This window comes from Crenalkalicoccus roseus (assembly GCF_004761865.1).
GTDB classification, from domain to species: Bacteria; Pseudomonadota; Alphaproteobacteria; order Acetobacterales; family Acetobacteraceae; genus Crenalkalicoccus; species Crenalkalicoccus roseus.
The window spans coordinates 55914-75715 of record NZ_SJDM01000015.1; the positions used below are offsets into that span (position 1 = coordinate 55914).

The 19802-nt window shown below is 74.4% G+C and carries 18 protein-coding genes and 1 pseudogene; 8 read left to right on the forward strand and 11 right to left on the reverse strand.

Translation table 11 applies throughout. The annotated features are described in order from the left end of the window. Positions 1–33: 33 nt before the first annotated feature. The 3 genes from ppdK to ET526_RS12130 are packed head-to-tail and all read right to left on the reverse strand — an operon-like array spanning position 34 to position 5694. Complete coding sequence (gene ppdK / locus ET526_RS12120; RefSeq protein WP_135467967.1) at positions 34–2706, reverse strand: pyruvate, phosphate dikinase; 2673 nt, start codon at positions 2704–2706, stop codon at positions 34–36. 56 nt (positions 2707–2762) lie between these two features. Further along, a complete protein-coding gene (gene glyS / locus ET526_RS12125) occupies positions 2763–4814 on the reverse strand; it encodes a glycine--tRNA ligase subunit beta (RefSeq protein ID WP_135467968.1) in 2052 nt (683 codons plus the stop codon). Next, complete coding sequence (locus tag ET526_RS12130; RefSeq protein WP_135467969.1) at positions 4807–5694, reverse strand: glycine--tRNA ligase subunit alpha; 888 nt, start codon at positions 5692–5694, stop codon at positions 4807–4809. Before ET526_RS12130 ends, glyS begins: the two co-directional genes overlap by 8 nt. A 91-nt stretch (positions 5695–5785) precedes the next feature. On the opposite strand from ET526_RS12130, the gene ET526_RS12135 reads away from it, so the two are divergent. Further along, a complete protein-coding gene (locus tag ET526_RS12135) occupies positions 5786–6193 on the forward strand; it encodes a ketosteroid isomerase-related protein (protein WP_135467970.1) in 408 nt (135 codons plus the stop codon). 6 nt (positions 6194–6199) lie between these two features. Here ET526_RS12135 and ET526_RS12140 read toward each other — a convergent pair whose 3' ends face one another. Next, positions 6200–7015, reverse strand: coding sequence for a S49 family peptidase (locus ET526_RS12140; protein WP_135467971.1), 816 nt, complete (start codon positions 7013–7015; stop codon positions 6200–6202). Between the two features lie 58 nt (positions 7016–7073). Further along, complete coding sequence (locus ET526_RS12145; RefSeq protein ID WP_135467972.1) at positions 7074–8198, reverse strand: threonine synthase; 1125 nt, start codon at positions 8196–8198, stop codon at positions 7074–7076. Positions 8199–8245: 47 nt separating this feature from the next. Between ET526_RS12145 and ET526_RS12150 the strand changes: the two genes are divergently transcribed. Next, the gene (locus ET526_RS12150) at positions 8246–9352 is read left to right on the forward strand and encodes a M20/M25/M40 family metallo-hydrolase (RefSeq protein ID WP_135467973.1); all 1107 of its coding nucleotides are present in this window, start codon (positions 8246–8248) and stop codon (positions 9350–9352) included. Between the two features lie 142 nt (positions 9353–9494). Next, on the forward strand, positions 9495–10115 hold the full coding sequence (locus ET526_RS12155) for a glycine zipper family protein (RefSeq protein ID WP_135467974.1): 621 nt from the start codon (positions 9495–9497) through the stop codon (positions 10113–10115). 6 nt (positions 10116–10121) lie between these two features. Here ET526_RS12155 and ET526_RS12160 read toward each other — a convergent pair whose 3' ends face one another. The 6 genes and pseudogenes from ET526_RS12160 to ET526_RS12180 all read right to left on the reverse strand — a co-directional run bounded on the left by ET526_RS12160 (position 10122) and on the right by ET526_RS12180 (position 14619). Next, positions 10122–12047, reverse strand: a complete 1926-nt coding sequence (locus tag ET526_RS12160) for an AMP-binding protein (RefSeq protein WP_135467975.1) — start codon at positions 12045–12047, stop codon at positions 10122–10124. Position 12048: 1 nt separating this feature from the next. Next, positions 12049–12477: an NAD-binding protein gene (locus ET526_RS22045; protein WP_275668638.1), complete on the reverse strand. Its 429-nt coding sequence runs from the start codon at positions 12475–12477 to the stop codon at positions 12049–12051. Between the two features lie 3 nt (positions 12478–12480). Continuing rightward, a pseudogene (locus ET526_RS22620) lies at positions 12481–12822 on the reverse strand (NAD(P)-binding domain-containing protein); the annotation flags it as partial. Next, positions 12741–12959, reverse strand: a complete 219-nt coding sequence (locus ET526_RS22625) for an NAD(P)-binding domain-containing protein (RefSeq protein WP_135467977.1) — start codon at positions 12957–12959, stop codon at positions 12741–12743. The pseudogene ET526_RS22620 and the gene ET526_RS22625, both read right to left, overlap by 82 nt. Continuing rightward, positions 12959–13714 (reverse strand): SDR family NAD(P)-dependent oxidoreductase, encoded by a 756-nt coding sequence (locus tag ET526_RS12175; RefSeq protein ID WP_135467978.1) that lies wholly within the window; start codon positions 13712–13714, stop codon positions 12959–12961. Before ET526_RS12175 ends, ET526_RS22625 begins: the two co-directional genes overlap by 1 nt. A 98-nt stretch (positions 13715–13812) precedes the next feature. After that, the gene (locus ET526_RS12180; protein ID WP_135467979.1) at positions 13813–14619 is read right to left on the reverse strand and encodes an enoyl-CoA hydratase/isomerase family protein; all 807 of its coding nucleotides are present in this window, start codon (positions 14617–14619) and stop codon (positions 13813–13815) included. Between the two features lie 218 nt (positions 14620–14837). On the opposite strand from ET526_RS12180, the gene eno reads away from it, so the two are divergent. The 5 genes from eno to ET526_RS12205 all read left to right on the forward strand — a co-directional run. Beyond that, positions 14838–16115 (forward strand): phosphopyruvate hydratase, encoded by a 1278-nt coding sequence (gene eno, locus ET526_RS12185; protein WP_135467980.1) that lies wholly within the window; start codon positions 14838–14840, stop codon positions 16113–16115. A gap of 76 nt (positions 16116–16191) precedes the next feature. Beyond that, positions 16192–16521, forward strand: a complete 330-nt coding sequence (locus ET526_RS12190; protein WP_135467981.1) for an FtsB family cell division protein — start codon at positions 16192–16194, stop codon at positions 16519–16521. 295 nt (positions 16522–16816) lie between these two features. Beyond that, positions 16817–17782, forward strand: coding sequence for a pyruvate dehydrogenase (acetyl-transferring) E1 component subunit alpha (pdhA, locus tag ET526_RS12195; protein ID WP_408869764.1), 966 nt, complete (start codon positions 16817–16819; stop codon positions 17780–17782). A gap of 1 nt (position 17783) precedes the next feature. After that, a complete protein-coding gene (locus tag ET526_RS12200; protein WP_135467983.1) occupies positions 17784–19211 on the forward strand; it encodes a pyruvate dehydrogenase complex E1 component subunit beta in 1428 nt (475 codons plus the stop codon). Between the two features lie 12 nt (positions 19212–19223). Then, the coding region (locus tag ET526_RS12205) for a biotin/lipoyl-containing protein (RefSeq protein ID WP_135467984.1) at positions 19224–19802 on the forward strand (579 nt) is incomplete at its 3' end.

A 19802-nucleotide genomic window follows, 5' to 3' on the forward strand; every position in this document is an offset into this window, starting at 1 on the left:
CGCCGGGCGCGGCGCACGCGGGATGAGGTGGCGCTAGGCGGTGCGGTCCACGCCGCCGCCCTGCAGCGCCGCCTGCGCCGCGGCGAGGCGCGCCACCGGCACGCGGTAGGGCGAGCAGGAGACGTAGTCGAGCCCGATCTCCTCGCAGAACTGGATGGAGGCCGGGTCGCCGCCATGCTCGCCGCAGATGCCGAGCTTCAGCTCCGGCTTCACCGCGCGGCCCTTCTCGGCGGCGATGCGCACCAGCGCGCCGACGCCCTCGACGTCGATGGAGACGAACGGGTCCTTGGGCAGGATGCCCTTCTCGACGTAGTGCGGCAGGAACTTGCCGGCGTCGTCGCGCGACAGGCCGAAGGTGGTCTGCGTCAGGTCGTTGGTGCCGAAGCTGAAGAAGTCGCCCGCCTCGGCGATGCGGTCCGCGGTCAGGGCGGCGCGCGGCAGCTCGATCATGGTGCCGACGTAGTACTCGACGTGGTAGCCGGTCTCGGCGAAGACCTCCTGCGCCACCCGGTCCACCATGGCGCGGGTGATCTCCAGCTCGCGCCTGGTGGCGACGAGGGGGATCATGATCTCCGGCACCGGGGCCTTGCGCGTCTCCCGCGCCACCTCGACCGCGGCCTCGAAGATGGCGCGCGCCTGCATCTCGTAGATCTCGGGGTAGGTGATGCCGAGGCGGCAGCCGCGGTGGCCGAGCATCGGGTTCGCCTCGGCCAGCTCGGCGGCGCGGCGCTGCATCGCCGCGACGTCGGCGCCGAGCGACTCCGCCACCTCCGCGATCTCGGCCGCGGAGTGCGGCAGGAACTCGTGCAGCGGCGGGTCGAGCAGGCGGATGGTCACCGGCAGCCCGGCCATGATGCGGAACAGCTCGGCGAAGTCCTGGCGCTGGAAGGGCAGCAGGCGGGAGAGCGCGTCGCGGCGGCCGCGCTCGGTCTCGGCCATGATCATCTGCCGCACCGCGCCGATGCGCTCGGGGTCGAAGAACATGTGCTCGGTGCGGCACAGGCCGATGCCCTCGGCGCCGAATTTGCGCGCCGTCTCGGCGTCGAGCGGCGTCTCGGCGTTGGCGCGCACGCGCAGGCGGCGCACCTTGTCGGCCCATTCCATCAGCGTGGCGAAGTCGCCCGACATGTTGGGCTCGATCATCGCCACGCTGCCGACGAACACCTCGCCGGTGCCGCCGTCGAGCGTGATGGTCTCCCCGGCGCGGACCACCTGGCCGCCGGCCATGAGCTGCTGGCTGGCGTAGTCCACGGTGATGCCGCCGGCGCCGGCGACGCAGGGGCGGCCCATGCCGCGCGCCACCACCGCGGCGTGGCTGGTCATGCCGCCGCGGGTGGTGAGGATGCCCTTGGCGGCGTGCATGCCGTGGATGTCCTCGGGGCTGGTCTCGATGCGCACCAGGATCACGCTCTCGCCCTTGGCGGCGCGCAGCTCCGCCTCGTCGGCGGAGAACACCACCGCGCCGCAGGCCGCGCCCGGAGAGGCGGGCAGGCCCTTGGAGAGCAGCTTGCGCGGCGCCTTCGGGTCGAGCGTGGGGTGCAGGAGCTGGTCCAGCGCGCCGGGGTTGACCCGGCGCACCGCCTCCGCCTCGTCGATCAGCCCCTCGCGCGCCATGTCCACCGCGATCTTCAGCGAGGCGGCGGCGGTGCGCTTGCCGTTGCGCGTCTGCAGCACGTAGAGCCTGTTGCGCTGCACGGTGAACTCGATGTCCTGCATGTCGCGGTAGTGCCGCTCCAGCACCTCGCGCACGCGGCAGAGCTCCGCGTAGGCCTGCGGCATCACCTCCTCCATCGGCCGCTCGCCGGGCTTGGCGCGGGCCTTCGACATCGGCTGCGGCGTGCGGATGCCGGCCACCACGTCCTCGCCCTGCGCGTTCACCAGGTACTCGCCGTAGAAGACGTTCTCGCCGGTGGAGGGGTCGCGGGTGAAGCAGACGCCGGTGGCGCAGTCCTCGCCCATGTTGCCGAACACCATCGCCTGCACGTTCACCGCCGTGCCCCATTCGGAGGGGATGTCGTGCAGGCGGCGGTAGGTGATGGCGCGCTGGTTCATCCAGCTTCCGAACACCGCGCCGATGGCGCCCCAGAGCTGCTCCTCCGGGTCCTGCGGGAAGGGGCGGCCGATCGCCTCGCGCACCATCTCCTTGTAGCCGTCCACCACCCGGTGCCAGTCCTGCGCGGTGAGCTCGGTGTCCTCGATCACCCCGCGGTCGAGCTTGACGTGCTCGATGATCTCCTCGAAGCGGTGGTGGTCCACGCCGAGCACGACGCCGCCGTACATCTGGATGAAGCGGCGGTAGCTGTCCCAGGCGAAGCGCGCGTCGCCCGAGGCCGCCGCGAGGCCGTCCACCGTGGCGTCGTTCAGGCCGAGGTTCAGCACCGTGTCCATCATCCCCGGCATGGAGACGCGGGCGCCGGAGCGGACCGAGACCAGGAGCGGCCTGTGCGTGTCCCCGAAGCGGGCGCCGACCGCCTCCTCCACCCGCCGCAGCGCCTCCGCCACCTGGTCGCGCAGGTCGGCGGGATACTGGCGCTCATGCGCGTAGTAGTAGGTGCAGACCTCGGTGGTGATGGTGAAGCCGGGCGGCACGGGCAGGCCGATGCTGGCCATCTCCGCCAGGTTCGCGCCCTTGCCGCCGAGCAGGTCGCGCATCTCCGCGCGCCCCTCGTTGCGGCCGGCACCGAAGCTGTAGACCCACTTGGTCATGGGCGGGTGATCCCTCTGCAAGCTGCGGGGCGGGGCGCGGCGCCGCGGCCGCCCCCTCAGCCCTCGATCTTCGACAGGTCGGCGACGGCATCCATGGCGGAGCGCAGCCTGGCGAGCAAACCTAGCCGATTGCGCCGGAGTTCCGGAACCGGATCGTTCACCGTCACGCGATCGAAGAAGGCGTCCACCGGGGCGCGCAGCGCGGCGAGGGCGGCCATGGCGCCGGCAAAGTCCTCGGCGGCGATGCGCGCGCGCGCCGCCGGCTCGGCGGCGTCGAGCGCGGCGGCGAGCGCCCTCTCCTCCGCCTGCGCGAACAGGGCGGGATCGGCGGCGGGGCGGAACGGGCCGTCCTTCCGCTCCTCGATGCGCAGGATGTTGGCGGCGCGCCGGTAGGCGGCGAGCAGGTTGGCGCCGTCCGGCGATTCCAGCAGGCCGCGCAGCGCCTCGGCGCGCGCGAGCAGGCGCACCAGGTCGTCGTCGGGCGTGGCGCCGAACACGGCGGCGACCAGGTCGTGGCGCGCGCCCTCGGCGCGGAGCTGCACGCGCAGGCGCTCGGCGATGAAGTCGAGCACCTCGCGCACCGGGGGGGGCGCCGGCCAGATCGGCCCAAACTCGTGGAAGATGCGGGCGATCGGCAGCCGGAGCCCGTTCTCCCGCACGATGCGGATCACGCCGAGCGCGGCGCGGCGCAGCGCGAAGGGATCGCCCGAGCCGGTCGGCCTCTCGCCCACCGCGAAGAAGCCGGCGAGCTGGTCGAGCTTGTCCGCCAGCGCCACGGCGATGGCCACCTTCTCGTCCGGCACCGCGTCGCCGGGGCCGAGCGGGCGGTAATGCGCCGCGATCGCCTCCGCCACGCGGGGGTCCTCGCCGCCGTGCAGCGCGTAGTAGCGGCCCATCACGCCCTGCAGCTCGGGGAACTCGCCGACCATGCCGCTGGCGAGGTCGGCCTTGGCCAGCCGCGCCGCGCGCGTCGCCAGCGCCCGGTCGGCGCCGATCATGGGCGCGATCGCCGCGGCCAGCGTCTCCAGCCGGCTCACCCGCTCCCCCTGCGTGCCGAGCTTCTCGTAGAACACCACGTGCTCGAGCCGCGGCAGGAAGCTCTCCAGCGTCTGCTTCCGGTCCTGGTCCCAGAAGAAGCGCGCGTCGGCGAGGCGGGCGCGCAGCACCCGCTCGTTGCCGGCGACGATGGCGGCGCCGCCGTCCCGCGCCTCGATGTTCGCGACCAGCGCGAAGCGCGCGGCGGCGCGCCCGTCCGGGTGGCGCAGCGCGAAGTAGCGCTGGTTCACGCGCATGGTGGTGCGCATCACCTCGGGCGGCAGGTCCATGAAGGCGTCGTCGATGCGCCCGAGCAGCGGCACCGGCCATTCCACGAGGCCCGCCACCTCGGCGAGCAGGCCGCGGTCCGGCACCACCTCCAGCCCCTCGGCGGCGGCGAGGCGGGCGAGGCCGGATTCGATCAGCGCCTCGCGCTCGGCGGCGTCCAGCACCACGCGCCGCTCGCGCAGCGTCTCGCGGTAGCCGGCGAGGTCCTGCACGGCGAAGGCGCCGGGCGCCATCACCCGGTGGCCCTCGGTGAGGTCGCCCGCGGCCAGGCCGTGCGCCGCGTCCGCGCCCTGCGCCAGCGCGAAGCGCACCGGCGCGCCGTCGAAGACGCAGAGGATGCGGTGCAGCGGCCGCACCCAGGTGAAGGCGCTCTCGCCCCAGCGCATGGATTTCGGCCAGGGCAGGCGGCGGATCAGGCCCGGGAATTCGCGCGCGATCACCTCGCGCGTCGGCACCGCCGGCGTGGTCCGGCGCAGGATCCAGCGCCCGTTCTCCTGCGCCAGCTCCTCGCGCGTGGCGGCGTTCTTGCGCAGGAACCCCTCGAGCGCCGCCGCCGGGGCGTCGAGCCGCGGCCCGGCGACCTCGGTGCGCGCGGCGGGCAGCTCGGCCAGGTACTCGCCCCACACCCCGATGCGGCGCGGGCCGTGGAACGCCTCGCGCACGCCCTGCCCGGCACGGGCGCCGGCGAGGGCCGCGTCCACCTCGGCGGCGAGGCGCTGCGCCGCCTCGCGCTGCATGCGCGCCGGGATCTCCTCGGAGAGGAGTTCGAGCAGCAGCTCAGGCACCGGCCGCCTCCCCCGCCAGCCACGCCTCGCAGCAGCCCTTCGCCAGCGCCCGCACCCGGGCGATGTAGGCGGCGCGCTCGGTGGCGCTGATGGCGCCGCGCGCGTCGAGCAGGTTGAAGCGGTGGCTCGCCTTGATGCACTGGTCGTAGGCGGGCAGCGCCAGGCCGTGGCGCAGCAGCGCCGCGCACTCCCTCTCCGCGTCCTCGAAGTGGCGGAACAGCATCGCGACGTCAGCGTGCTCGAAATTGTGCGCGCTGTACTCCCGCTCCGCCCGCAGGAACACCTCGCCGTAGGTGACGCCCCGGCCGTTGAAGTCGAGGTCGTACACGTTCTCGACCCCCTGGATGTACATCGCCAGGCGCTCGAGGCCGTAGGTCAGCTCGCAGGAGGGCACCTCGCAGGCGATGCCGCCGACCTGCTGGAAGTAGGTGAACTGCGTCACCTCCATGCCGTCGCACCACACCTCCCACCCGAGGCCCCAGGCGCCGAGGGTCGGGCTCTCCCAGTCGTCCTCGACGAAGCGGATGTCGTGCAGCAGCGGGTCGATGCCGAGCGCGCGGTAGCTGCCGATCAGCAGCGCCTGCGGGTCGGGCGGGGAGGGCTTCAGCAGCACCTGGTACTGGTAGTAGTGCTGCAGGCGGTTCGGGTTCTCGCCGTAGCGCCCGTCGGTCGGGCGGCGGCTCGGCTGCACGTAGGCGGCCTTCCACGGCTTCGGGCCGAGCGCGCGCAGCGTGGTGGCGGGGTGGAAGGTGCCCGCGCCCACCTCCATGTCGTAGGGCTGCAGGATCACGCAGCCCTGATCGGCCCAGTAGGCGTGCAGCCTCAGGATCAGCTCCTGGAAGCTCGGCGTGCGGGTCGCGTCGGTCGGGGCGTCGGGCATGCGTCGGGATTGGCCGCTCTGGTGCGGCGCACCATTAAGGGGGGGCGGCGGTTCCGGCAAGGAAGCGCCCCGAGACAGCGGGAGCCGACCCATGACCCCGACCGAAGCCCTGATCCGCGACTACTACGCCGCCTTCGACCGCGGCGACCGCGAGGCGATGCTCGCCCTGCTCGCCGAGGACGTGGTCCACGACGTCAACCAGGGGCCGCGCGAGACCGGGCGCGAGGCGTTCCGCCGCTTCCTCGCCCACATGGACTATTCCTACCGGGAGCGGATCCGCGACCTCGTGGTGATGGCGGACGCCACCGGCCGCCGCGCCGCGGCGGAGTTCACGGTGGAGGGCGAGTACCTCGCCACCGACGCCGCCCTGCCCCCGGCGCGCGGCCAGCGCTACAGCCTGCCCGCCGGCGCCTTCTTCGAGGTGCGGCAGGGGCGGATTGCGCGCGTCACCACCTACTACAACCTCCAGGAATGGATCCGGCAGGTGAGCGGGGGGTAGCCGCGCTCAGAGCCCGAGCCGCGCCCAGGCCGCCCGCTCCTCCAGCGCCGCCAGCATCCCCTCGGCGGCGCCGGCGCCGACGCCCGGCAGGAAGCGCATCAGCAGCGGCCGGCGGCGTTCGCCCACCGGGATGATCCGCACCCTGTCGCCGAAGCGCCGCCGCGCCTCCCCCGCCGCGTCGCCGAGCCGGTCGGCGAGGCCGAGGGCGACGGCGCGGCGGCCGGTCCAGAACCGGCCGGTGAACAGCTCCTCCTCCCCCTCCTTCAGCCGGTCGCCGCGGCGGGCGCGGACCCAGGCGGTGAACTCCTCGTGCAGCGCGGCGAGCAGGGCCTGCAGGCGGGCGGCATCCTCCGGCTTCTCGGGGCGGAAGGGGTCCCAGAAGCTCTTCTCCGCCCCGGCGGTGCGGACGCGCCGCTCGACGCCGAGCTTCTCGAGCGCCTCCTGGAAGCCGAAGCCGGCCGCGATCACCCCGATCGAGCCGAGGATCGAGGCCGGGTCGGCCACGATCTCGTCGGCCGCGCAGGCGAGCCAGTAGCCGCCCGAGGCGGCGGCGTCCTCGACGCAGGCCACCACCGGCAGCTTCCGCCGCTCCGCGAGCTGGCGGATGCGGCCGGCGATCAGGCTCGACTGCACCGGCGAGCCGCCCGGCGAGTTGACCACGATGAACACCGCCGCGAGGCGCCGCAGCGCGAAGGCGCGGTCGAGCAGCGGCCCGGTGTTGGCGAGGCTGAGGCCGCCGCCGAGGCCCGGGCGGGGCGTGATCGCGCCCGAAAGCCGCACCAGGGCGACGCGGGGGTGGGAGGCGAGGAAGGGGAATCGCATCGGCGCACCATGCCAGCGCCGGCGGCGCCATCAAGCCGCCGGCCGGCGCGCCCCGGCCCTACACCGCGAGGCCGAGCAGCTCCGCGATGCGGGGCGTGGCCTTGAGGCCGCTGCCGGTCAGCACCACCACCGTCCGCTCCTCCGGCCGGATGGTGCCGGCGCGCAGCAGCCTGGCGAAGGCCGCCGCCGCCTGGGCGGAGGTCGGCTCCACATGGATCCCGCCGCGGGCCAGCTCGAGCGTGGCGGCGCCGATCTCCGCCTCGCTCAGCATCACCGCCCCGCCCCGGGTCTGGCGCAGCACGCCGATGCACTCGCGCAGGCGGATCGGGGCGGCGATGGCGGTGCCCTCGGCGATGGTCGGCTGCGGCGCCGCCGGTTCCAGCCGCAGGAAGGCGCGGGCGATGGGGGCGCAGTTGGCCGGCTGGGCGGCGAACAGGCGCGGCAGGGAGCGGATCTGCCCGGCCCGCAGCAGCTCGGCGAAGCCGATGCCGCAGCCGAGCACGTTCGACCCCGCCCCGCAGGGGACGATCACGTTGTCCGGCGCCTGGAAGCCGAGATCCTCCCACAGCTCGTAGGCCAGCGTCTTGGTGCCCTGCAGGAAGAAGGGGTGCCAGTTGTGCGAGGCGTAGAAGATCCGCTCCGCCTCGCGCAGCGCCGCCTCGGCGCAGTCCTGCCGGCTGCCCGGCACCAACACGATCTCCGCCCCGGCGGCGCGCGCCTGCACCGTCTTGGCCGGGGAGGTCGCGGCCGGGACCATGATGCGCGCCCGCATCCCGCCCGCCGCCGCATAGGCCGCGATCGCCGCGCCGCCGTTGCCGGAGCTGTCCTCCAGCACCTCCGCGACGCCCTGCGCGCGCAGCAGCGAGAGCATCACGCTCGCCCCGCGGTCCTTGAAGGAGCCGGTCGGCATCATCCACTCGCACTTCAGCAGCGCGGTGGCGCCGGCGATGGCGCGGGGCAGCAGCGGCGTGCAGCCCTCGCCCATGCTGATCGGCTCGCCCGCCAGCGGGGGCAGCGCGGCGCGGTAGCGCCACAGGCTGCGCTCCCCGCTCTCGATCGCCTCCGGCGCCAGGCCGGGCATGTCGGTCAGGAGCAGCGGCGCGCCGTCATCCGCGCGCCAGCGCGGCGGGTCGAGCGGCCAGGTGCGGCCACTGCGGGGATCGAGATAGGCCAGCGGGTCCATGCGGCGGAGACTTGCCCTTCCGCGCCTGCGCGACAAGCTACCGTTGCATGGACGACCTCGCCGCAAGCCTGGCCCGCCTGACCGCCGAGCTGGTCGCGATCGACAGCCGCAGCGCCGTCTCCAACCTGCCGATCGCCGAGCGCATCGAGCGGGAGCTCGCCGGCTTCGCGCTGGAGCGGCTGGACTACACGGACGCGAACGGGGTGGCCAAGCGCGCCCTGGTCGCGCATCGCGGGCCGCCGGGCGGCTACGCCCTCTCCGGCCACATGGACACCGTGCCGGAGACGGGGTGGGAGGAGGATCCCTGGGCCCCGCGGCTCGATGCCGCGGGGGTGCTGCACGGCCTCGGGGCGGCCGACATGAAGGGGCCGGTCGCCGCCTGCCTCCTCGCGGCGCGGTCCCTGCCGGCGGAGGTGCCGGTGACGCTGCTCCTCACCTGCGACGAGGAGACCACCAAGGCGGGCGCCCGCGCCGTCGCGGGCAGCGCCCTCGCGCGCTCCCTCGGCCTGAAGGGCATCGTGGTGGCGGAGCCGACCGGCCTCGTGCCGGTGCGCGGGCACCGCGCCTCGACCGACATCCACGTCGTCGCGCGCGGGGTGCAGGCGCATTCCTCGACCGGCGAGGGGCGCAACGCCAACTGGGCGCTGATCCCCTTCCTGATGGAGATGCGCGCGCTCCACGCGCGGCTGCGCGTCGACCCCGCCTGGCAGGACCCGGCCTACGACCCGCCCTTCTCCGACTTCAACCTGGTGCTCGACAACCACGGCACGGCGGTGAACGTGACCGTGCCGCTCGCCACCGCCCGCATCAAGTTCCGCTACAGCCGCGGCGTGGACCCCGCCCCGATCCTGGCCGAGGTGCGGGAGGCCGCGGCGCGCCACGGCCTCGAGCTGCGCACCGCCGCCGAGGGGCCGCCGCCCGAGCTGGCGGAGGACCACCCGCTGGTCCGCCTCGCCGCGGAGCTCGCCGGCGCCGCGCCGCGCACCGTCCCCTACGGCACCGACGCGGCGGAGCTGCAGGCCCTCGCCCCCTGCGTGGTGCTGGGGCCGGGCACGATCGAGACCGCGCACACGCCGCGGGAGCGGGTGGCGGTGGCCGACCTCGCCGCCGCGGTGCCGCTTTTCCGGCGCATTCTCGCCCGGGGCGCGGCGTGACATGCGCCGCCCCCGCCTCCTTCCCGCCGGCGCGGAAGGCCTGGCGCCGGGGCCGTCGCCGCCCGGCCGCGGCGGCGCCATCCCACCGCGTTCGGGCAGGGTCGCGCCTTTGGCCGGCGCGATCCGCTCCGGGAGGCGTGCCATGACGCTGCCGTGCAGGATTGCCGCCCTCCTCGCCCTGGCGGGCCTGTCCGCCTGCGCCGTCGCGCCGCCCGCCGGCCCGACGGTCCTCGCCATGCCGCCCGCGGGCAAGGATCTCGGGCGGTTCCAGCAGGAGGATTTCGGCTGCCGGAACTACGCCATGGCGGTGATCGGCGGCGCCTCTCCCGCGCAGGCGGCGAACCAGGCGGCAATCGGCAGCGCGGCGGTGGGGGCCGGGCTCGGCGCGGCGGCGGGGGCGCTGCTCGGCGCGGCCGGCGGCGCGGCCGGAACGGGGGCGGCGGTCGGCGCCGGCGCCGGGCTGCTCGCGGGGTCGGCCATCGGCGCGGGCACGGCGCAGGCCTCGGGCCATGCCCTGCAGCAGGCCTATGACGCCGCCTACGCGCAGTGCATGGCCGCCTCCGGGAACCAGGTGACGGCGGGCGTCGCCCCGCTCCCGGCCGTGCCCTACGGCCATGCGGTGCCGGCCTGGCCCTACGGCTACTACCAGCCCTACCCCTCCTATCATCCGGGATACTATGCGGGGCCGAGCGTCTCCCTCGGCTTCGGCGTCTATCGCGGCTGGGGCTACCGGCCCTGGCGGCACCATCCCTGGTACTGGTAGGCGCCGTCAGGAGCCCTGGCGGCCCTCCCGCTCCGCCAGCGCCTGCAGCGGCGCCAGCGCCGAGGGGTTGTCGAGCGCCGAGAGGTCGCCCGGCGGCTGGCCGGCGTAGAGGTTGCGGATCACCCGCCGCATGATCTTCAGGCTGCGGGTCTTCGGCAGTTCCGCCACCACGTGCACCGCGGCCGGGCGGAAGGCGCGGCCGAGGCGCTTCTCGACATGCGGCACCGCCGCCGCGGCGAGGTCCGGCGGCGCGTCCGGCGCGGGGACGAGGAACACCACCAGCCTCTGTCCCTTCGCCGCGTCCTCGACCCCGATCGCCGCCGCCTCGGCCACGCCGCGCAGTTCCAGCAGCACCTCCTCCACCTCCGCCGAGCCCAGGCGCTTGCCCGCGATCTTCAGCGTGTCGTCGGAACGGCCGCGCAGGAAGAACACGCCGTCGGAGGCGCGCCGCAGCGCCAGGTCGCCATGCACCCAGACGCCGGGGAAGCGCGACCAGTAGGTGTCGAGGTAGCGCTCCCGGTCCTGCCAGAAGGCGCGCGTCATGCCGACGAAGGGCGCGAGCACGGCAAGCTCCCCGATCTGGTCGCGCACCGGGCGCCCCGCCTCGTCCAGCACCTCCACCCGGATGCCGGGGGAGGCGGCGTTGAAGCCGGCCGGCACGATCGGCAGCACCGGCACGTTGCCGAGCAGCCCGCCCGAGACCTCGGTGCCGCCGGTGTAGTTGATGACCGGGCAGCGCCCCTCGCCGAAGCGGTCCTGGTACCAGAGGAAGTGCTCGGGATCGATGCCCTCGCCCGCCGTCACCAGCAGGCGCAGCGAGGAGCGGTCGGCGGCCAGCGCGCGGGATTCCTGCGCCGCCAGGCTGCGGATCAGCGTCGGCGAGGCGCCGTAATGGGTGACGCGATGGCGCCCGATCAGCGCCGCCATGCGGCCCCGGTCGGGGACGTCCGGCGCGCCGTCATAGGTGACGAGGGTGGCGCCGCGCATCAGCGCGCTGCACAGGACCAGCGGGCCGGCCACCCAGCCCATGTCGGCCGGCCAGCAGAAGCGGTCGTCCGGGGCGATGTCGAAATGCACCGCCGCGTCATGCGCGATCTTCAGCGGGAAGCCGCCATGGGTGTGCACCGCGCCCTTGGGCTTCCCCGTGGTGCCGGAGGTGTAGATCACCATCATCGGCGCGTCCGGCCCCATGCGGGCGGGCAGGTCGGGCGCCGGGGGCGCCGCCACCTCCTCCCACGCCACCGCCCCCGGCAGGGCGCCGCCCTTGAGGATCAGCACCTCGAGCGCCGGCAGGCGCGGGCGCACCTCCCCGATCACCGCGGCGATGTCCACCCACCGCCCGCGCCGGCGGAAGCCGCCGGTGGCGACCAGCGCCCGCGCCCCGCACCCCGACAGGCGGGCATGGATGGCGTCCACCCCGAAGCCGCTGAACAGCGGCACGCAGACGGCGCCGAGCGCGGAGATGCCGAGGAAGGACACCACCGCCTCGATGCCGCCCTCCATCAGCAGCCCGACGCGGTCGCCGCGCCCGAGGCCGAGCGCGCGCAGCCCGGCGGCGAAGCCGAGGGTGCGCGCCTCCAGCTCCGCCCAGGAGAGGCTGCGCACCGCGCCGTCCTCGCGCTCGGCGATCACCGCCGGGGCGGCGCGCCGCGCCGGGTCGCGGCCCCAGGCGAGCACGCTGTCCACCCAGTTGAGCTCGCCGCCCGGGAACCAGTTCGGGAAGGCGGGGCCCTCGGGCAGCTCCACATAGCCCGCGGGCGGGCGCGACCAGGCGATGCGGAGGAAGCCCATCAGGTGCCGCCAGTAGGCGTCGGGCGCCTCCACCGAGAGGCGGTAGAGCGCCGGGAAATCCGCGCAGCCGAGGTCCCGCGCCAGCCGCGTCGCCTGCGCCCGCGCGACGAGCGCGGGGGGCGGCCTCCAGGCGGCGTCCATCTCAGCCCTCCCGCCGGCGGCCGCGGATCTCGGCGCCGGCCCAGCCCTCGACCAGCCGCGCCAGCTCCGAGATGTCGTCGCCCGCCATGCCCTGGGTGGCGGCGAAGCGCCAGAGCCGCGCCGCCTGCTCGATCACCCACATCGGCACCCCGAGCGCCGCCGCCTCCTCGAGCCCGAGGCGCACATCCTTGTCCACCACGGCGATGGTGGCGCCGAAGCCGAAGCGCCGGTCCAGCACCGCCGGCATCATGTCGGTGGTGACGAAGCTGCGCCCGGTGCCGGCGTTCACCACCTCGACCATGGTGTCGGGGTCGAGCCCGGCCTTCGCCCCCATGGCCAGCGCCTCGAAGGCCGAGGCCATGTTGGCGGCGATCAGCAGGTTGTTCACGAGCTTCATCACCTGGCCCTGGCCGGGCGCCTCGCCGAGCACGAACAGCCGCCTGCCGAGGCGCTCCAGGAAGGGGCGCAGCGCCGCCACGGCCTCGGGCGGGCCGGCGACCATCAGCGCCAGCGTGCCGGCGCGCGCGCCGGGCGGGCCGCCGCTGATCGGCGTGTCCACCATCGCGATGCCGCGCGCCGCCAGCCCCTTGGCGATGCGCTCCGCCGCGGGGCGGCCGATGGTGGACGTCTCCGCATGGATGCGGATGGCGCCGCCATGGACCACGCCCTCGGGGCCGAGCGCCACCCGCTCGCTCACCGCGCCGTCCGGCAGGCAGGCGAACACGATGGCGGCGGCGTCGGCGACCGCCTTCGGCGAGCCGTGCGCCACGGCGCCGCGCGCGGCGAGGGCGCCACCGCCTCCGGCCGCGGGTCGAAGACGTGCAGCCGCACCTCCGGGCCGAGCAGCCGCTCCGCCATCGGCGCGCCCATCCGGCCGAGGCCGAGGAAGCCTATGTCGGCGGTCGCGCCCATCACACCACCAGCAGGCCGCTGTCCACCGGCAGGATCACGCCGGTGACGAGGCGGGATTCGTCCGAGGCGAGGTAGAGCGCCGCCTGCGCCATGTCGCGGGGTTCGCCGAGGCCGAGCAGGTGCTGCTCGGACAGCGCCTGCATGGCGGGGCTGCCGGCGAGCAGCCCGCGCACCCGCTCGGTCAGCGTCACGGTCGGGGCGATGGCGTTGACCCGCACGCCCTGGCGGCCGAACTGCACGGCGAGCGAGCGGGTCAGCGCCGCGACGCCGCCCTTGGCCGCGGTGTAGCAGTCGCGCCCCGGGAAGCCCATCAGCGCTACCACCGAGGCCATGTTGATCACCGCGCCGCCGCCCGAGCGGATGATCTCCGGGATGCCGAAGCGGCAGCCGAGGAAGGTGCCGAACAGGTCGAGGCGGATGGCGCGCCAGAACTCCTCGAGCGGCGCCTCGACGGCGCTGGCATCCGCGCCGGTGGAGCCGCCGGCGTTGTTGTGCAGCACGTGCAGCCCGCCGAAATGCCGCGCGGCGCGGCGGATGGCGGCCTCGATGCTCTCCGGCTCGCCGACATCGGCGCGGAGGGCGATCGCCTCGCCCCCGGCGGCGGCGATGCGGTGCGCCGTCTCCTCCCCGCTCGCCGCGTCGATCTCGGCGATCGCCACGCGGGCGCCCTCGCGCGCGAAGAGCTCGGCCGTGCAGCGGCCGATGCCGGTGCCGGCGCCGGTGATGAGGGCGACCTTGCCCGCAAGCCTCGCCATGGCACGCTTCCTCCTCCTCGGGCGCGACTATGGCGCCGCCGGCGGCGCGGCGGCAAGGCCGGCCCCGGCGCGCCTTGCCGCCGCCTTGGCCCTCTGCCCTAGGCCTCGCTGCCCGGCGGGAAGCGCGGCGCCCGCTTCTCCAGGTGGGATTCCAGCCCCTCCTTCACCTCGGGCCCGGTGAAGCCCATGAACTCCATGGCGAGGGAGGCGTCGAAGCCGGGCCCCGCCATGCGCAGCCAGTTGTTCAGCGCGTACTTGGTGAAGCGGATGGCGCTCTGCGCGCCCTCGGCGAGGCGCGCGGCCACCTCCACCGCCCTGGCGTCCAGCTCCGCATCTTCGACGGCGAGGGAGATCAGCCCGATCCGCTCCGCCTCCGCGCCGTTCAGCACGTCGCAGGTGAGCAGGTAGTACTTCGCCTTGGCCATGCCGCAGAGCAGCGGCCAGATGATCACCGCGTGGTCGCCGGCCGCGACGCCGAGGCGGGTGTGCCCGTCCGTGATGCGGCAGTCTTTGCTGGCGATGGAGACGTCGGCGAGGATGCCGCACACGAGGCCCGCCCCCACCGCCACGCCCCGCATGGCGCTGACCACGGGCTTGCGGCAGTTGACGATGTTGTAGACGAGGTCGCGCGCCTCGCGCCAGACGCGGGTGCGCGCCTCGAAATCCGTCATGATCTCGCGCACCATGCCGAAATCGCCGCCGGCGGAGAAGGTCCTGCCGGCGCCGGTGATGATGGCGCAGTTCGCGCTGTCGTCCGCGTCGAGGTCGCGCCAGACGCGCGCCAGCTCGGCGTGCATCACGGCGTCGGCGGTGTTCATGCGGCCGTTGTCCATGGTGATGCGCACGACGCGCGGATGCGGCCGGTCGAAGCGGAGCCGCTGGTAGCCCTCGTAGCCCGTGCTCATGCCAGTCCTCTCGTTCCGTCCCCGCGCGCCCGCCCGCCCGGCGGGAGCCGCCGGGGGATGCCCCGGCGCGGCGGCCGCGCCCACTCGCCCCGCGGCAGGGTGCGCCGGCGCTGGCGGGGAGGCAAGGCGGCGGGAAGGGGGCGCCGGCACGCCGCGCCGGGCCTTGCCCGGCGCCGTCCCGCCCGGTATCCGCCGCGCAGCAGGTTCCGGAGACGCCCATGGCCGCCATCGTCGATATCCTCGCCCGCGAGATCCTTGACAGCCGCGGCAACCCCACGGTGGAGGCGGAGGTGACGCTCGACAGCGGCGCGGTCGGCCGCGCCGCCGTGCCCTCCGGCGCCTCCACCGGCGCGCACGAGGCGGTGGAGCTGCGCGACGGCGACAAGGCGCGCTACGGCGGCAGGGGCGTGCTGAAGGCGGTGGCCAATGTCGAGGGCGAGATCTTCGACGCGCTCTCCGGCATGGACCCCACCGAGCAGGTCAAGATCGACGAGATCATGATCGAGCTGGACGGCACGCCGAACAAGGCGCGGCTCGGCGCCAACGCGATGCTGGCGGTGAGCCTGGCGGTGGCGAAGGCGGCAGCCGAGGATCTCGGCCAGCCGCTCTACCGCTATGTCGGCGGCGTCTTCGCCCGCACCCTGCCGGTGCCGATGATGAACATCATCAACGGCGGCAAGCACGCCGACAACCCGATCGACATCCAGGAGTTCATGATCATGCCCGTCGCCGCCGGGACCGCGGCCGACGCGGCGCGCATCGGCGCCGAGGTGTTCGCGGCGCTGCGCAAGGCGCTGCACGACGCCGGGCACAACACCAATGTCGGCGACGAGGGCGGCTTCGCCCCCAACCTGAAGTCCGCCGACGAGGCGCTGTCCTTCATCGCCAGGGCCTGCGAGGCGGCGGGCCACCGGGTGGGCGACGACGTGGTCTTCGCCCTCGACTGCGCCGCGACCGAGTTCTTCAGGGACGGCAAGTACGTGCTGGAGGGCGAGGGCAAGACCCTCGACCGGGGGGGCATGGTGGACTACCTGGCCGCGCTCTGCGCCAAGTGGCCGATCGTCTCCATCGAGGACGGCTGCTCGGAGGACGACTGGGAGGGGTGGGCGCTGCTGACCGAGCGGCTGGGCGCGAAGCTGCAGCTGGTCGGCGACGACCTCTTCGTCACCAACCCGGAGCGGCTGCGCCAGGGCATCGAGCGGGGGGTGGGCAATGCCGTCCTGGTGAAGGTGAACCAGATCGGCACCCTGACCGAGACGCTGGAGGCGGTGGAGGTCGCGCACCGCGCCGGCTACCGCGCCGTGATGTCGCACCGCTCCGGCGAGACCGAGGACGCGACCATCGCCGACCTCGCCGTGGCGACCAATTGCGGGCAGATCAAGACCGGCTCGCTCAGCCGCTCCGACCGCCTGGCCAAGTACAACCAGCTCATCCGCATCGAGCAGGGGCTCGGCCCGGCGGCGCGCTACGCGGGGCGGACGGTGCTGCGGCGCTGAGCCCGGCCGCGCCGAATCGCTTGACCGGGCGGCGGCAAGGCTGGTTGCCTCTGCATCGGGGGAAGAGGGGGCTCTGATGTCCTTCGGTCGGGCGTTGAAGCGGCGGGCGCGGGACGCCCTGCCGCCGCTCTGCTTCGCGCTGCTCTGCGGCTATTTCGCCTGGCACGCGGTGCACGGGGATTACGGCCTGCAGGCGCGGGAGAGGCGCCTCGCCGACATCGCGGAGGCGCGCGCCATCCTCGCCCGCGCCGAGGCCGAGCGCGACGCGCTGGAACGCCGGGTGAGCGGCCTGCGCGGCGCGGAGCTCGACCGCGACCAGCTCGAGGAGCGCGCGCGCGCCCTGCTCAACATGGTCGGCCGCGACGAGCTGGTGATCCCCTACGAGCCCGGCCGCCGCCTGCACTGACCGCCCCGCCCTCCCGCGGCTCCGGGGCGGCGCTTTGCGATCCTTGCGCGGCGCTGCGGGGCCGCGCACGGGTCTTGCGCCGGGCGGCGCGCCGCCGGCGCCAAATTAACCGTGATCCGGTTAAGCGCCGTATTGCGTTGCGGCGCAAGGATTTTGCCGCCATCCCTCTGCTTGCAGGCGCCTCGGCCTGCGCGTAAGTGCAGCGAACGGGATCGGGGATGGGAGGAGCCGCATGGCCCAGGGAGCGGAAAGCGCGACGGCCAGGCGCCGCACGCGCGGCACCAGGGAGCCCGCGATGGGGCGGGAGGAGCTGCTCCAGGCCTACCGCGACATGCTGCTGATCCGCCGCTTCGAGGAGAAGGCGGGCCAGCTCTACGGCATGGGGCTGATCGGCGGCTTCTGCCACCTCTACATCGGCCAGGAGGCCGTGGTGGTGGGCATGCAGATGTGCCTCGAGCCCGGCGACCAGGTGATCACGAGCTACCGCGACCACGGGCACATGCTCGCCTGCGGCATGGAGGCGCGCGGCGTGATGGCGGAGCTGACGGGGCGCATCGGCGGCTACTCCAAGGGCAAGGGCGGCTCGATGCACATGTTCAGCCGCGAGAAGGGCTTCTACGGCGGCCACGGCATCGTCGGCGCCCAGGTCTCGCTCGGCACCGGCCTCGCCTTCGCCAACTGGTATCGCGGCAACGACAATGTCTGCCTCACCTATTTCGGCGAGGGCGCCTCGAACCAGGGGCAGGTGTACGAGAGCTTCAACCTGGCCGCGCTGATGAAGCTGCCGGTGGTCTACATCATCGAGAACAACAAGTACGGCATGGGCACCAGCGTGGAGCGCGCCAGCGCCTCGCGCGACCTCTCCAAGAACGGCGCTCCCTGGGGCATCCCGGGCGAGCAGGTGAACGGCATGGACGTCACCGCGGTGAAGGAGGCGGGCGAGCGCGCCGTCGCCCACTGCCGCGAGGGCAAGGGCCCCTACCTCCTCGAGATGAAGACCTACCGCTACCGCGGCCACTCCATGTCCGACCCGGCCAAGTACCGCACCCGCGAGGAGGTGCAGCGGATGCGCGAGCAGTCCGACCCGATCGAGACGGCGCGGCGCATGCTGGCGGAGCAGGGGGTGGGCGAGGCCGAGCTCAGGAAGGTGGACGACGAGGTGAAGGCGATCGTCCAGGACGCCGCCGACTTCGCGCAGCAGAGCCCGGAGCCGCCGGAGAGCGAGCTCTGGACCGACGTGCTGGTGGAGGAGGCGCGCTGAGATGGGCACCCAGATCCTGATGCCGGCGCTCTCCCCCACCATGACGGAGGGCAAGCTCGCCCGCTGGCTGAAGAAGGAGGGCGACGAGGTCCGCGCCGGCGACGTGATCGCCGAGATCGAGACCGACAAGGCGACCATGGAGGTGGAGGCGGTGGACGAGGGGAGGATCACGCGCATCCTCGTCCCCGAGGGCACCGAGGGGGTGGCGGTGAACACCCCGATCGCCGAGCTGAACGGCGGCGGCGCGGCGGCGCAGCCGCAGGCGCCGGGCCAGCCCGGCCCGGTGACGCGCCAGCCCGCCCCGCCCGCGGCGGCGAGCCCGGCCGTCGGGCAGGTCGCGCAACAGGCCGAGGACCACGCCGCCATCGCCGCGCGCGGCCAGGCGCGGGAGGAGGGCGCGGCCAAGGCGGGCGAGGCCGCCGCGGCCCCGGAGAAGGACTGGGGCCCGACCAGGCCGATCACGGTGCGCGAGGCGCTGCGCGACGCCATGGCCGCGGAGATGCGCGCCGACGACCGCGTCTTCCTGATGGGCGAGGAGGTCGCGCAGTACCAGGGCGCCTACAAGGTCTCCCAGGGGCTGCTCGACGAGTTCGGCCCGAAGCGGGTGATCGACACCCCGATCACGGAGCACGGCTTCACCGGCATGGCGGTGGGCGCGGCCTTCACGGGGCTCAGGCCGATCGTGGAGTTCATGACCTTCAACTTCTCCATGCAGGCGATCGACCAGATCATCAACAGCGCCGCCAAGACGCTGTACATGTCGGGCGGCCAGCTCGGCTGCCCGATCGTGTTCCGCGGCCCGAACGGCGCCGCGGCGCGCGTCGCGGCGCAGCACAGCCAGTGCTTCGCCTCCTGGTACGCGCACGTGCCGGGGCTGAAGGTGGTGGCGCCCTGGTCCTCGGCCGACGCCAAGGGGCTGCTGCGCGCCGCGATCCGCGACCCCAACCCGGTGATCGTGCTGGAGAACGAGATCCTCTACGGCCACACCTTCGAATGCCCGACGGCGGAGGATTTCGTGCTGCCGCTCGGCAAGGCGAAGGTGGAGCGGCCGGGGAAGGACGTGACCATCGTCGCCTACTCCATCGCCGTCACCTGGGCGATGCAGGCGGCCGAGGAGCTGGCGGGGCAGGGCATCGAGGCGGAGGTGATCAACCTCCGCTCCCTCCGCCCGCTGGACGCGGAGGCGATCGCCGCCTCGGTGCGCAAGACCAACCGGCTGGTGACGGTGGAGGAGGGCTGGCCCTACGCCAACATCGGCACCGAGGTGGCGATGCGGGTGATCGAGCTCGCCTTCGACTGGCTGGACGCGCCGCCCGTGCGCGTCTGCGGCAAGGACGTGCCGATGCCCTACGCCGCCAACCTGGAGAAGCTGGCGCTGCCCTCGGTCGCCGAGATCGTGGACGCGGCGAAGCGCGTGACCTACCGCTAGGGGGCGGGACCGATGGCGACCAACATCCTGATGCCGGCGCTCTCCCCCACCATGACGGAGGGCACGCTCGCCCGCTGGCTGAAGAAGGAGGGCGACCGGATCCGCGCCGGCGACGTGATCGCCGAGATCGAGACCGACAAGGCGACCATGGAGGTGGAGGCGGTGGAGGAGGGGATCCTCGGCCGCATCCTGGTCGGCGACGGCACCCAGGGCGTGAAGGTGAACGACCCGATCGCCGTGCTGGTCGAGGAGGGCGAGGAGGTGCCCGCCGGCGCCGCGCCGGCGCCCGGGCCCGCCCAGTCCGCGAGCCAGGCCCCGGCGATCGCGGCGGTGACGCAGTCCGGCGGCGAGGTCGCCGGCGCGGCGGAGCAGCCCGTCGCGATGCCGGCGCCCCGGCCCGCCGCCGCGCGGGGGAACGGCCATGCCGGCGCGGAGCGCGTCTTCGCCAGCCCGCTGGCGCGGCGCATGGCGAAGCAGGCGGGGCTCGACCTCGGGCGGCTCCGCGGCAGCGGCCCCGGCGGGCGCATCGTCAAGGCGGATGTCGAGGCGGCGCTGGCGCGCGGCCCGGCGGCGGCGCCGCCCGCTGCCGCG

What these genes read in the sequence shown, in the direction of transcription:
- eno (WP_135467980.1), top strand. Translation starts at nt 14,838, where the DNA reads ATGGCCGCCATCGTCGATATCCTCGCCCGCGAGATCCTTGACAGCCGC.
- ET526_RS12180 (WP_135467979.1), bottom strand. Translation starts at nt 14,619, where the DNA reads ATGAGCACGGGCTACGAGGGCTACCAGCGGCTCCGCTTCGACCGGCCG.
- ET526_RS12175 (WP_135467978.1), bottom strand. Translation starts at nt 13,714, where the DNA reads ATGGCGAGGCTTGCGGGCAAGGTCGCCCTCATCACCGGCGCCGGCACC.
- ET526_RS12150 (WP_135467973.1), top strand. Translation starts at nt 8,246, where the DNA reads ATGGACGACCTCGCCGCAAGCCTGGCCCGCCTGACCGCCGAGCTGGTC.
- ppdK (WP_135467967.1), bottom strand. Translation starts at nt 2,706, where the DNA reads ATGACCAAGTGGGTCTACAGCTTCGGTGCCGGCCGCAACGAGGGGCGC.
- ET526_RS12200 (WP_135467983.1), top strand. Translation starts at nt 17,784, where the DNA reads ATGGGCACCCAGATCCTGATGCCGGCGCTCTCCCCCACCATGACGGAG.
- ET526_RS22625 (WP_135467977.1), bottom strand. Translation starts at nt 12,959, where the DNA reads ATGGGCGCGACCGCCGACATAGGCTTCCTCGGCCTCGGCCGGATGGGC.
- pdhA (WP_408869764.1), top strand. Translation starts at nt 16,817, where the DNA reads ATGGGGCGGGAGGAGCTGCTCCAGGCCTACCGCGACATGCTGCTGATC.
- ET526_RS12155 (WP_135467974.1), top strand. Translation starts at nt 9,495, where the DNA reads ATGACGCTGCCGTGCAGGATTGCCGCCCTCCTCGCCCTGGCGGGCCTG.
- ET526_RS12190 (WP_135467981.1), top strand. Translation starts at nt 16,192, where the DNA reads ATGTCCTTCGGTCGGGCGTTGAAGCGGCGGGCGCGGGACGCCCTGCCG.
- ET526_RS12130 (WP_135467969.1), bottom strand. Translation starts at nt 5,694, where the DNA reads ATGCCCGACGCCCCGACCGACGCGACCCGCACGCCGAGCTTCCAGGAG.
- ET526_RS12140 (WP_135467971.1), bottom strand. Translation starts at nt 7,015, where the DNA reads ATGCGATTCCCCTTCCTCGCCTCCCACCCCCGCGTCGCCCTGGTGCGG.
- ET526_RS12145 (WP_135467972.1), bottom strand. Translation starts at nt 8,198, where the DNA reads ATGGACCCGCTGGCCTATCTCGATCCCCGCAGTGGCCGCACCTGGCCG.
- ET526_RS12135 (WP_135467970.1), top strand. Translation starts at nt 5,786, where the DNA reads ATGACCCCGACCGAAGCCCTGATCCGCGACTACTACGCCGCCTTCGAC.
- ET526_RS12160 (WP_135467975.1), bottom strand. Translation starts at nt 12,047, where the DNA reads ATGGACGCCGCCTGGAGGCCGCCCCCCGCGCTCGTCGCGCGGGCGCAG.